The sequence below is a fragment of the Acinetobacter sp. YH01024 genome, assembly GCF_013420195.1.
In the GTDB taxonomy this organism is placed as follows: domain Bacteria; phylum Pseudomonadota; class Gammaproteobacteria; order Pseudomonadales; family Moraxellaceae; genus Acinetobacter; species Acinetobacter amyesii.
Map to the genome: position 1 here is coordinate 47,772 of NZ_VOYQ01000010.1, position 12,360 is coordinate 60,131.

Here is a 12,360-nt window from a genome sequence, read left to right on the forward strand (position 1 = left end):
AAATTGACTGAAATAATATATGAAATATCAATCTCTTAGGGTTTTATCATTTGCCATTTTTTCTTCTCTAGCTCTGCCGGTTTACGCTCAAGGGATCATTTTGAATAATGATGGTCTACGTACAGATCTAAATTGGCTGAACCAACAAGGTGTGATCCAAATTAGCACTTCGACTTGGCCATTGAGTGGTGAAGAAATTCAGCGTGCATTATCTACTGCCAAAATTGAAAATAATGCTCAGCAGAAAGTTGTCAATTCGGTCATGGCAAATTTAGAAGCAGAAAATACCTCTATTAAGTTCGCTTTATTTGCTGAAACAGATCCACAGAACATCCCGCAAAAATTTGCAGATGAGCAAAAATCGCAATATCAAGCGGCCCTTGAATTGAATGCAGGTGGAACGCAGTGGGATGCAAGACTGCGAGTGAATGCTGAAAAAGATCCGATCATTGACCATGGACATGATGTCAATTTAGAAGGTTCTTATATTGCAGGAAAATTGTGGAATCAATGGTTGATTGCGGGACAAATCCCAACATATTGGGGACCTGGACATGAAGGAAGCCTAATCCGTGGTGATGCGAGTCGCCCTGTTTATGGTTTTACTATGCAAAGAGCGGAACAACAGGCCTTTGAAACAAAGTGGTTGTCTTGGATTGGACCTTGGCAATATCAAGCTTTTGCAGGTCAATTAGATGATTATCATGCAATTCCAGACGCCAAACTATTAGGATTTCGTTTAACTGCACAGCCATTGCCGTACTTGGAGTTAGGTGCTTCTCGGATTCTTCAGTGGGGAGGTGAAGGGCGGTCGGAAAGTTTTGACTCATTATGGAATGCGATTAAAGGAAATGACAACTTTTATGATGGTGATCTAGATAAGTCTAATCAAATCGCAGGTTTTGATGCAAGACTGAATTTAAACTACTGGAGTGGTGTTCCGATTAGCCTATATGGGCAGTATGTAGGTGAAGATGAAGCAGGGCTTCTTCCTTCAAAAAAAATGTATTCAGCAGGGGTAGATTATTCTTCACAATTGAATAATTTACCTTTGCAGGTGTATGCGGAATGGGCTGATACTCGAACCAATGGCGACGTACAAGGTATTTCCTACAATCACTATATTTATCAAGATGGTTATTACCAACATGGCTTCCCATTAGGGCACGCCATGGGCGGGGATGGTCAAATGCTAAGTCTTGGAGGAGACATTCGCTTTGATGTTATGAATCGCTTAAATGGGCGAGTAATGATGGCCAAAGTGAATCAGTCAAATTCGATAAATAATCAGGCATTTACTCAAAAAGATAAAATTAAAGCTTTAGATCTTACTTGGACACATTACTTAAAACCAAATGCGCCATTGAAACTGAATGGATGGGTGAGTGATTCTGATGTCTATGGTCAAGATGCAGGAGTATCTATTGGAGTCGAAATTCCATTGGATCGTTCACTATTTTAATCAGTCGTCAGCTTGGATAGAATTTCTTTCTAGTTAAGCTAAAAATAAACCATTCAACTTATTGAATAAGTTGAATGGTTTTTTATTAGCATGCAGAAAAATTTACCCTTGAATCAACTGTGTTAATTCATCGACATAATCTTGCATTGGTTTTGGATTTTGATCTTTTCGGCTTTCAATATTTAAACGTAAAAGTGGTTCAGTATTCGATGCTCGAACATTGAAGCGCCATGCACCAAAATTTAGACTGACACCATCCGTTTCATCAATCGCAGGATTTTGATCGGCAAAGTGATCAAAAATCTTTTGAATGGTGGCTTGAGTATCCGCAACTTTAAAATTGATTTCACCCGAACAAGGGAACTTTTCAATCATTTCTTCAACCAGTGAAGACAATGTTTGCTGGGTTTCTGAGAGTACAGAAATTGCCAATAACCAAGGAATCATACCGCTATCACAATAAGAGAAATCACGGAAATAATGATGTGCACTCATCTCGCCTCCATACACGGCATTATGCTCACGCATTTTTTCTTTAATGTATGAATGCCCTGATTTAGACTGAATCGCTTCACCTTGGTACTGTTCAATGACATCAAAGGTATTCCAAACCAGACGAGGGTCATGCACAATTTTCTCACCAGATTGTTTCAGTAAGAATGCTTGTGCCAATAGACCGACAATATAATAGCCTTCAATGAATTGGCCTTTCTCATCAAATAAGAAGCAGCGGTCAAAGTCGCCATCCCAAGCGATACCCATATCTGCATGATGTTCAATCACCGCATTACGGGTACTGTCACGGTTTTCAACAAGAATAGGGTTGGGAATACCATTCGGGAAAGTACCATCAGCATCATTATGAATTTTAATCAATTCTACTGGAAGGTTAAGTTGTTTGAACTTTGCTTCAATGGCATCAACCACATGACCAGCCGCGCCATTGCCTGCATTCATCACCAATTTAAGTGGGCGAATTTTGGCAGGATCAATATAAGACATTAAATGATCAATATATTCAGGAAGAATATTGTATTTTTCAGTTTTGCCTTTAGTGATAACTTCATTAAAGTTGCCTGATTCAGCCAATAAGCGAATTTCTTTTAACCCTGAATCGGCTCCAATCGGACGTGCATTTTCGCGGACCAATTTCATGCCGTTATAGTCCATCGGGTTGTGGCTTGCCGTGATTTCGATCCCACCTTGAACATCTAGATGAAAGGCACCGAAATAGACTTCTTCAGTCCCCGTCATACCTAAATCTAATACATCAACACCCGCATCATTCAGACCTTTGATGGTGGCTTGTTTTAAATCTTCACTGCTGAGACGGATGTCGCAGCCCACAACCACTGTTTTAGGTTGATAAATTTGCCCATAGGCACGGCCAATTTTATAAGCAATCTCTTCATTGAGTTCTGTACCAAGTTTGCCGCGAATGTCATAGGCTTTAAAACAAGTAAGTTGTGTCATCTAAATTCTCGAAATAATTCCTGCGAAGTAAGGAAGGTATGATTATAGAAGGAAAATCGCTGCTATATGCCAAGATACTGTTTAACCTTTATATTGATTTTGCTTTTGCTAAGATCCGTTGAGCCCAGTCAACATAATAATTTACATCGTCTAGTTGTTCCTTTTTTGAAGGATGATTAATTGTAGTAAAGGCGGTAATACCTCTTACTTCAGATATAAACTTTTTAGGCCAACTGAGTGATTGAGAAAGTATTGAATTGTTTAATTTTTCGAAATCTATCTCAATTAATAATTGAGTTTTTTCTTCATATCGGAGTAATAGTGTAGAGATGTTCTTTTTTCCATCTGATGTATCAATTTCACATAGATAGAATTGTTCATCATTTTTTGTGTTTATAATTCTATAGACATAAAAGTATCGTAGTTGATTGGCGTTAGAAAACTTGTGGCCTCGGAAACGTTTATATTTTTTAAACGGTGAATTCTTAATTTCTTTGATTTCATATCCTTTTTGTTCAATTTTGTCCAATACCTTAATCAAGTCTTTATGAGTGACTCGCTCTAGTTGAATATCTGATTCTGTTGTAACTCCAGGCAGAGTACCCTCTATATCTCCTTCTCCGCCAGCAAATCCTTCTTCTTGATTTTGGTCTTTATCCATCTGCTTTCGTCTTTGCCGTATGGTAGTTTCGGAAGGGGGCGTCTCTAAAGAAATTTTTAATTCTTCTATCGTATAAATTTTTCCTGGGAGGTTTCTTAGTTTGGCTATTAGTTTATCGATATCTGCATCAGCTTTTTGATTTAATTTTTCTCTAGGTGGACATGTTGGTGTTGACTGCTTGGGATTTTGTCCTTGAGCATTTTTTATTTGTTGTATAATCTTTTTTGAAGTGAAATGAAATTGAATAGGGCGGTTGATAGCTGTATCAAGATTTTTGAAAGACGTGATGCGCTCAATTCTGTAAATACCTGTTTTTTTATTAAAAATACCCTCTACTGTTAGGTTAATATTTTTGATATTAGGAGCTTCCATATCAAAATTAAAGCTTTTAACACCTTTTTGATCAACAATTGTTTTTTGATAAATACTAAGGAAGGCCTTATTTAAGTCCGGCTGTAATAAAATTAAAGCTAGCTTCTTTAAAAAATGAGGATCAGAGATATCAGCTCTCATAATTTTTTTGTTTTGCGCAATATTAATATGTATAGCATTTTCATCATTCATATCCACTAAAATATCTGTTGAATAATTTTCTGCAAAAAGTGCTGCACGTAAAAGATAGGGGTGTGAAAAAAATAGATCCCGAGCAAGAATAAGCTTAGGTAAAAGAATTGTCATATTTTTCTTTAATATGGGTGAATCATAATTAAACTCAAAGTATAACTGACCGTTATGCGTTTTTTGATAATTGTTCTTGGATAAATCTAAAACGTTGAGCGCTGAAAAATCCACTGATTTCAGGGTGTGGTTAAATAATTTCTGTGGATCAGGATTGGCAATTGGAGTTTTATGGTAATAAAGAAGAATACTTTCAATTGGCAATTTAAGATGAATATACCGTTTAATAAGAGGGTTAAATAAACAAGTATCAATATCAAACCGAGTTTGACCATGTCGACTAATTTTTTTCGCAGTATAATAAATCATATCTTTCGGTAAATATTCGATCAGACAATCACTCATTTTTAATTTCACCCCCAAATACTATTAAAAAATCTACGAGCTTCTGGCGTTAATCGTTCAGGGCTTAATCCGGATAGTCGAAGAAAAACACTCGGTGGATAGAACTGATTTTCAGTGTATTGGCGAATAAATGTTCGTGTAAGACGGCGTATTTGATAACAATCTGCAGACTCAGCGTAACGCTCTAGAAAGGCGGTGGTGAGTGGTAAAAACCTCCAGTTTTTTTCAATCATACTTACCGAGCCAAGTTGCTTAATAAAAAACTTTTTTGTCCATTGTGGAGAGTCGAGATCTTCTAATAATTGATCCCGGATTTTGATGAGTTGTTTAATCAATTGTTGATCTCGCTTTTTCCAATCTACACGTGGCTTGGGAATGGCTGAAGGTAATACCACAGCAGATTTATTTGTCAGTAATAGCCAGTTCTTATGATTACGATATAACCGAGCGTAAAGTGCAGGATCACATTGACGTGCCTGCTTAACAGAATTTTTCTGAATTAATTTTGTCCATTGTTTTTGATCTTCAGATAATATCATATCTATTTTATTATTAACCCATACAGGGGGAGCTTCGTGCTGCTGATCTAAGTTTGTTTTTTCTATAGATGCTAAGCTAACATATTGCTTATATGTTTCAATTGGTTTTTGCTCTGGAACCAGCGATTTTAATACAATGCAATGCTCAAGATAAGAAAATGCTTTACGATGTTTCCTGCACATATTTTTGAGCCAGCAGTTCTCAGAAAGAAGATCATCTAAATGATAGTATTTAAGAAAGCTTTCGCCCCAGTAATCTAAGACAAGGTGACGAATTTTTTCGTAGTTGATATTTTTTTGACCTGACAGTAAGCCTCTGTCTTTCAATAGATTGAAGTAGGCATTTGATAAAATCGAAACATCTTGTACTGCAATATGGCTAGATTGAATAAGTAGATCCTCGATTATTTTTGCTAACTCTAGATGACGCTTTAAGTCTTGTGAATTAATAAAAAGTTGTGAGGAGTCAATAAGGACATTTAAATGAGCATTATAAAATCTTCGGTCTAGCCCATTGCAAGGAACAGAGCTGACAAAAAGGGCAGATTCATGCTTTATGCAATATTCATATCCTGTAATCTGCCAGCTGCGTTTCCAGTAAACTTCACCATATTGCTCCATCTGTTCTTGCCAGCAATGAGGGCAGAACCGAAAAAAATTTACAGATTTGATTCGTGACGCATTTTTTCCCAACTTGGTATGTAATGATTGATACTGTTCACCCTGTAATACATGTACAGCATAACGTATCACTGTATCAGGTTGAAATGGTTGATAAATTGGTAATAAGGTGTGGTGGTTGATTAAATAGAGTGCATCATAGCAATCGGGTAAATAACTAGCCAATTTTCCTATATGAGATGGTAAATCGTAAGTTGGCGTCAAATTTCTATTATTGAATAATTCTTCAGTAAGGTATTTGGGACTTAAAATTCCATTGTGAATAGCATAACGTGCAATCACGCTGTAAATTAACTCATCTGGATATGGTATTGGAAAATTTGAAATCATAATACACTTACTCTCTATTTTTTGTTTAATGCAACACAGGAGAGGTGGGATCAAACAAATAGTGAGATGATTTTAATAGCTCATAAACATCTACTTCCTTTTCTTGTGCTTGACTGAAAAAATTCCGTAAGTCATTGGCTTCAGTGCTCTTCCATTCTTCTGCTTTCATGACTTTGCGTGATGTTCTTGGTTTTCTTACCGAAGTTGTGGTCTGAGGCTGGTCCAATTTATCTTTTGCTACAGAGCCGTCTAATACTTCCAGAATATGCTGGAGTAGTACCTGTAAGTTCTCGTTTGGATATTTTTTTAATGCAGAAGTGACATGCAGATCTATTGTAGCAGCGGGGTGACCTAAGGCCGTTAGCATACCTATAAGTGTGGAATAATGTGGTCCTAGATCTTTATGCTGTTTTTCCGTTTTTAATGCAGCTTTGAAACGGTGTTGTTCAACATATTCCTCAATTTGAACTTGAGGGATAGTTAAGTCAGAATACCGTGCAATACGTGTGGGGTTGCCTGAGCGGAGTGCATCCAAAATATCGTGGACTGGCTGTAATTGTTCTTCGTAGACTTTTTTAAAAAGTTCAGATGTGATTTTTTCCAGACCAATGGTGATTGCATGAATCTGCACCAAGCAGAACAGTTTAACCACTAAATCTGGAATGCCCTGCGTATAATAATACCAAGTGTTTCTTAATTCATCGGTCAGTTCAGCTGGTTGTTGAACCCATTGATATTGCCACAGCTTGTTGGTAAAAGCATACCATTCGGAAATGATCATTTGATCAGGGGTGCTAGGATCGGGAGTGGGTGCTTCATTGCGCATAGGTTCCCAGATTAAAGAGCCTAATCCCGCACTGCGTCTAGCTGATCTTAAGTCTTCTTGCAGAATTTCATTGGCTTTGGGTGTCCCAATCATCACAATTGGAATGGATGCCACATTCACAAGTGTGACAAAGAAATTAAGAATGATTTCAGCCCCGCCAGATTTTTTTGTATTCAAATGCTGGATTTCATCAATGATTAAAAGTCCAATAGAATAATTATTTGCGATAATTTTCATCTGCTGCAGCATGGCATTCACATTTAAGCGACTTCTGGTGAAACGATGCTCGAAGTTCGTATCTCCTAATGCTAAATCTACTGCTCTAAAAAAGTTTGAGCATAAGTTTTTTAAAGAGCTGTCATGCGGACAATCAATTTTAAGGTAAACAATTTGTTTTAATCCCAGCTCTCTATGTTCAATCACTTGCGGGTAATAACGCAAAATTTTGTTCATTGTCGTTGTTTTACCGCTTCCCGAACATCCTATAATTGACATGCTAGTTGCAGTCGACTCTGGAGGTGCATAGCGGTAACAGCTTTCATTTGATGGTTCTAGTTGCTGAAAAGCAGCGTGTAAATGTCGATGTCTATCACCATTAGTGATGTTTCTACTCACATAACCTTGCCGAATCATAATAGAAATTTTTTGCTCAAGGGATAGATGTTTGGTCAGTGGTTGAAAAAAATCATGAGGCAACTGAGCAATCAGATGGATTCTTTCTGGTTGGGGTAAGAAACGCTGTTCTGGAATAAATTTCAGTTTCCCTCGTAGGTGTTTAATGACCGATTTTGTGTCAAGGATAGGCGGTAATTGAGTAATGAGAGGATTATCCCCATAGATATCTTCTATCGATGTGTTGACCGCGAGTTCATTATTATTCATTCTTCATCGTCCTCTTCAAATAATTGTCTCATTAAGTCTGGTTGACTGGTCAAATCCAGATTGCTGCTGTGAGATGGGGGTGTTGGAGTATTGTCTTGGTTGGAATGGATAGTCCGGATAGAATTGACGGACCTATTTTGGAGATGTTCCTCACGTTCCACCTGAATTGCTTCTTGTTTGTTCTGACGAATATCCCGAGTACGTTGTGCTTTAGAAAGTTGGTGAACTCCTGCTTGAGCCTGCCGGCTCTGTGCTGTGTGGATGATTTTGTCAGTAAAATCCTGTAATTCACTGACAGCTACAGACTTTAGTTGTGAATGTTGTTTTTCAACAGTTTTGATTGCTTTTTGAATTTGTTCAGCTTCCCACCAGGTCAGATGCTGATATTGACGTGAGGCATCACTTAAGTGCGCTTCCCAGTATTCCAACTTATTTTCATCAAAGAAAACATAAATGGTATTTACTGAGTATGGGTCAAAACCAATCCGCAACTTTTTCGGGCGGGATTTGGTCGTGTTACGAATAAACCAGCCTTGTTGATGCATTTCCAGACATTGATAGAGTAAGCCCTTGACTTTAAGTCCCTTGTCACTTAAGGAGGCGTCGGTCCTAGGTAACAAGCCAACATATAGTGATTTGTTATCCACTTGTCTTAACATCCCAGTACGGTGCTGTAGACCCCACTGCCAGAGCTTAAGGGGGATAGAAGGCAGGTCAGTCGGCATATCGGCACTACGATCGTATTTCGTCAAAATATCAAAATTATTGCGTAACAAGACGCAGCTTAAGATGATTTTTCTGAACTCTTCCAGAGTTAGACAAGCTTCTAGTCGATAATCATGTCCGCCTTTCTTTTTTTCCTTGAATCCAGAAACAACACCAATATTCTCGTAGGATTTAAAGCGTGACTGAATGATTCCAAAAGCCCTCTCCACAATACCTTTGGCATCGCTTCGATACGGTGGCGCATTTTCAATACGAACAGAAAAGTTTTTTTCAAGAAGTTCAATTTGATAGCCAATTAGTTCACCGCGGTCTGCAAGTATGGCACCAGGTAAACCATAAATAGGCCAGTCTTCTGGTTGTATTTGCAAGCCATAACTCTGACAGAATGTCACTTTATCTTGGATTGCAACGCTGAGGCATTGTATAGCTGTGTTAAATGAACTGTTTTCCATACCGACATAAAGTCCAGTAATCATCCTGCTGAATACATCGATAACAATATATACGGTAGGTCGGCCAATAATCTGTGATGGATCTCGTGATGATACTAGATAGATGTCAGCGACTGTTGAATCTATCTCATAACGTGCACCAGGACCATTTGCTTGCTTGGTCGCTGTTGAAGTCAGAGGTTTGTGATCTTTCAGGGTTTTCTGATTCTTCAGAATTTCCTTGGAATTGTTCTTATTTCTATATCGCGTATTATAAAAGTAGTAGAATTGAGCATACGTTGGAATATCTCCAGCTTGCACTTGATGAAAGTGCTTGGAAAATAAATTTTTAAACCGAAGATAAGTTTCGTTAATGGATTGTTTTTTGACAGGAACTAAATACTCTTCGATGGCTTTCTTAAAATATAATTCAACCTGTTCAGTAACATTCTTACCTTCATTTGATTCATAGATGCGTGGTCTGCCAATTTTTTTATCACCTATCGTTCTTTTTTGGCCTTTTCCACCTGAGTTTTCATAGTCCGGTACCAAAGCATTTATCGTTTGACCACGCTGCCAGTAGCGTCTTAGGAGTCGTAGAATTTTATTAATTGATACTTCTTTCTCTAGATGTAGAGTTTTAATTTTTGCAGTCCTGATTTTTGCATTGATAAGAACTTGTTCATCATTAATTAAATCTTGAATAATTAAAAAGTTTTCATCTCTTTTTTTGAGTTGAATAGAATCTTCACTCAAGTTTAATCGTTTTAAGTATTCATAAGGATCTTGCGCTGGTATCAGGCTTTGATCATCTGAGAGAGTTTGAAGTTCCTTAGACAAAATGAGTTCAGGAAAAGCATTTTTATTATCAATCGCAATCCATACCGTATACTGCGGTAAGAATTTGAGTATTCGGTATTGTGTTGAATTCAAGATGTAAACTGAATTAATTAGTTGCATGGACTGTATTCTCATTCTGGAGCAAATTACTTGCATGAATATCAGAGAGTTTAAGCTCCAAGTACGAAATTTCTAGATTAAATTGAAGTATTCGCAGTGCAAATAATTTTCTAAACAATGCGAGCGTCGCTCCGATACCCATTTTTTGAGTTTGGTCAAAATGCTTACAAAATTGGATTAATGAGCTTTGAGGGTACTGGCTAATTTCTTCCATAAAATAAACTGCTAGATCGATCATGTGATTTGTTATTTCAAGGTCATTTTTTTCTACATACAACCATTTAATGTTCTCTAGTACCGTAGCAGGAATGTCTTTTTCAGTAATCAACTTGAACGGCGTATTGTGCTCTTCTTCCCAGTAGCGACGTTTAATTTCTAATGACTCAATAACATGAGCTTTATTCAGATCTTTGCTGTAAAGAGTGTCAAGGGCTATAGAAAACTTACCAAAATCAACTAAAAAATCTGAAGATAGGGTAAAAGGTATATAGTCAATCGACACTTTTTTCATTCGGAAACGAGAACAGATGGAGTTAAGATCATAGATATCCAAAGGATAATGCTCGCGAATATCTGTAACGTTCTGATTCCAGTCAAGCAGTAAAAAGGTAGATAGCTCTAGATCAGAAAATAAGTGATGAAGACGTTTACTGACACGGCCTTGTACTCTGTGAGAGCGACCAATTGAACTGAAGTTTTGAACAGTTTTACAAGGTTTATAATCGCGTCCATGGCCCTGGCCATACCCTTCTGTTACTAGTTCTTCATAGTTTTTTATAATTTTTGCCATACAGAAGACCTGTGGGTTTTGGTGGATAATTAATCATATCTGAAGCGGGTTAATTTTGTATTTAGCAAAAACATACAAACTTAAATATATTTATATACAAACAAAATTTTATAATTTTTATTTAATTATTTATTTAATTCAGCAACTTAATAATTAATATGGTATTTTAATACTCAATTAATGAGTTTAAAAAAACGTTGATGATAGGCAAAAGTATTCAAATTACATCTTAGTAAACATCGTTGCATATTCTTATGTAAACCAATTGCATATTCAGACTCAAACCCGACCATTCATTCTGGTTCATAGTAAAATGCTTATTTTCTATTCCAAATATTTTAGAACAAAATATGTAAATTTGGATCTTAAAGTACTACCTTAATCTGCTATAATTTGTACATCATTATGATGTACAAATTGGTGGAAAATATGGCTAACTTAGCAACAGAACGAATCAATGTTCGTTCAACCGTAGATGCAAAGAATGTAATTGAGCAAGCTGCGAATTTATTGGGTCTTAGTGTGAGTTCCTTTATGATCCAATCCTCATTTGAACGAGCAAAAGAATTACTTAAATCTAATCACGAGTTAAAAGTAAATAATGCTGATCGTGATATGTTAATGAATTTGCTTGAAAATCCACGCCCTGCAAATGATGAGATGAAAAATTTAATGAGTTTATTGGATGAAAATTGAGGTTTTACAAGCCCATCATCAGAAAAAATCATTTAATTGTGGGCAAGATGATTTAAATAAGTTCATAAAACAATACGCATCCCAACATCAGAAATCAGGAACAAGTAAAACCTATGTTGCTATTGATGATGCACAGGTGAGGGGATTTTATTGTCTATCAAGTACCTCTATAGGATTTGATGGGGTTGATGCTGTTCTCACTAAACGATTACCTCGTTATCCCTTACCTTGTGTGGTTGTGGGTCGCTTTGCCGTTGATCAAGCAGCACAGGGGCAAGGAGTTGGAAAAGTACTTTTAGCACATGCTCTTAAACAAGTTTCAAAAGTTGCTCAAATTATTGGCGTAAATTTTGTTGTAATACATGCTAAGGATCAAAAAGCTATGGAGTTTTATCAGCGGTTTGGCTTTATCTCATTAACATCAAATCCATTAACATTAATATATCCAGTGAATGAAATACCTCATTTTAAATAAGGTGGGCTGCTAGTAACAGGAATAGCTAATAGACTTATTCAGAGTTTGCACATATTTCCTTATCCCTTATTTTGCTTTATGACCAAATACTGCGTCTAATTATGGTAATTTAATTAAGTTTGTTTTATTTTTTATCTTAAGTTGTTGATATATCTTATTCATTGTTTTTTATTTTTAAAATTAAGTTTGTATTAATATTTACTATCTTTAATTCTAGATGAAATTAAGTTTGCATAATATTCTTCCGCATTTAAAATGCGAATTCTTGCGCAGAAAGGCGAAGCATACTTTAAATAAAAATGAAATTTTTTCAAGGTGAGGTCAAAAAGGAATGCTTTTTGAATCTAGGGTGAGATTTTTATATATCTATCTAATTGAATATATTAGTAATAATTTTATATTTCT

Annotated in this window: 9 protein-coding genes; 3 read left to right on the forward strand and 6 right to left on the reverse strand. The window is 36.5% G+C overall.

Going from position 1 to position 12,360, the window contains the following annotated elements:
• The first annotated feature begins 19 nt into the window (after positions 1-19).
• Complete coding sequence (locus FTT88_RS06745; RefSeq protein ID WP_180173808.1) at positions 20-1,462, forward strand: capsule assembly Wzi family protein; 1,443 nt, start codon at positions 20-22, stop codon at positions 1,460-1,462.
• Between the two features lie 102 nt (positions 1,463-1,564).
• Here FTT88_RS06745 and FTT88_RS06750 read toward each other — a convergent pair whose 3' ends face one another.
• The 6 genes from FTT88_RS06750 to FTT88_RS06775 all read right to left on the reverse strand — a co-directional run bounded on the left by FTT88_RS06750 (position 1,565) and on the right by FTT88_RS06775 (position 10,784).
• Entirely contained in the window at positions 1,565-2,935 is a 1,371-nt protein-coding gene (locus FTT88_RS06750) for a phosphomannomutase CpsG (RefSeq protein WP_180173809.1), read from the reverse strand.
• Between the two features lie 88 nt (positions 2,936-3,023).
• Positions 3,024-4,619 carry a Tn7-like element transposition protein TnsE gene (locus tag FTT88_RS06755; protein WP_026056512.1) on the reverse strand — a complete coding sequence of 532 codons (1,596 nt, stop codon included), beginning with the start codon at positions 4,617-4,619 and terminating at the stop codon, positions 3,024-3,026.
• An 8-nt stretch (positions 4,620-4,627) separates the two neighbouring features.
• Positions 4,628-6,169 (reverse strand): TnsD family Tn7-like transposition protein, encoded by a 1,542-nt coding sequence (locus FTT88_RS06760; RefSeq protein ID WP_180173810.1) that lies wholly within the window; start codon positions 6,167-6,169, stop codon positions 4,628-4,630.
• A gap of 25 nt (positions 6,170-6,194) precedes the next feature.
• Complete coding sequence (locus FTT88_RS06765) at positions 6,195-7,877, reverse strand: AAA family ATPase (protein WP_180173811.1); 1,683 nt, start codon at positions 7,875-7,877, stop codon at positions 6,195-6,197.
• Positions 7,874-9,994, reverse strand: coding sequence for a Mu transposase C-terminal domain-containing protein (locus FTT88_RS06770; protein WP_180173812.1), 2,121 nt, complete (start codon positions 9,992-9,994; stop codon positions 7,874-7,876). The genes FTT88_RS06765 and FTT88_RS06770 overlap by 4 nt, the downstream gene beginning before the upstream one ends.
• The gene (locus FTT88_RS06775) at positions 9,981-10,784 is read right to left on the reverse strand and encodes a TnsA endonuclease C-terminal domain-containing protein (RefSeq protein ID WP_180003570.1); all 804 of its coding nucleotides are present in this window, start codon (positions 10,782-10,784) and stop codon (positions 9,981-9,983) included. The genes FTT88_RS06770 and FTT88_RS06775 overlap by 14 nt, the downstream gene beginning before the upstream one ends.
• Positions 10,785-11,213: 429 nt before the next feature.
• Between FTT88_RS06775 and FTT88_RS06780 the strand changes: the two genes are divergently transcribed.
• Both FTT88_RS06780 and FTT88_RS06785 read left to right on the forward strand, forming a co-directional pair.
• Complete coding sequence (locus tag FTT88_RS06780) at positions 11,214-11,480, forward strand: DUF1778 domain-containing protein (protein WP_039890759.1); 267 nt, start codon at positions 11,214-11,216, stop codon at positions 11,478-11,480.
• Positions 11,470-11,955 carry a GNAT family N-acetyltransferase gene (locus tag FTT88_RS06785; RefSeq protein WP_180003567.1) on the forward strand — a complete coding sequence of 162 codons (486 nt, stop codon included), beginning with the start codon at positions 11,470-11,472 and terminating at the stop codon, positions 11,953-11,955. The genes FTT88_RS06780 and FTT88_RS06785 overlap by 11 nt, the downstream gene beginning before the upstream one ends.
• The last annotated feature ends 405 nt before the right edge of the window (positions 11,956-12,360 follow it).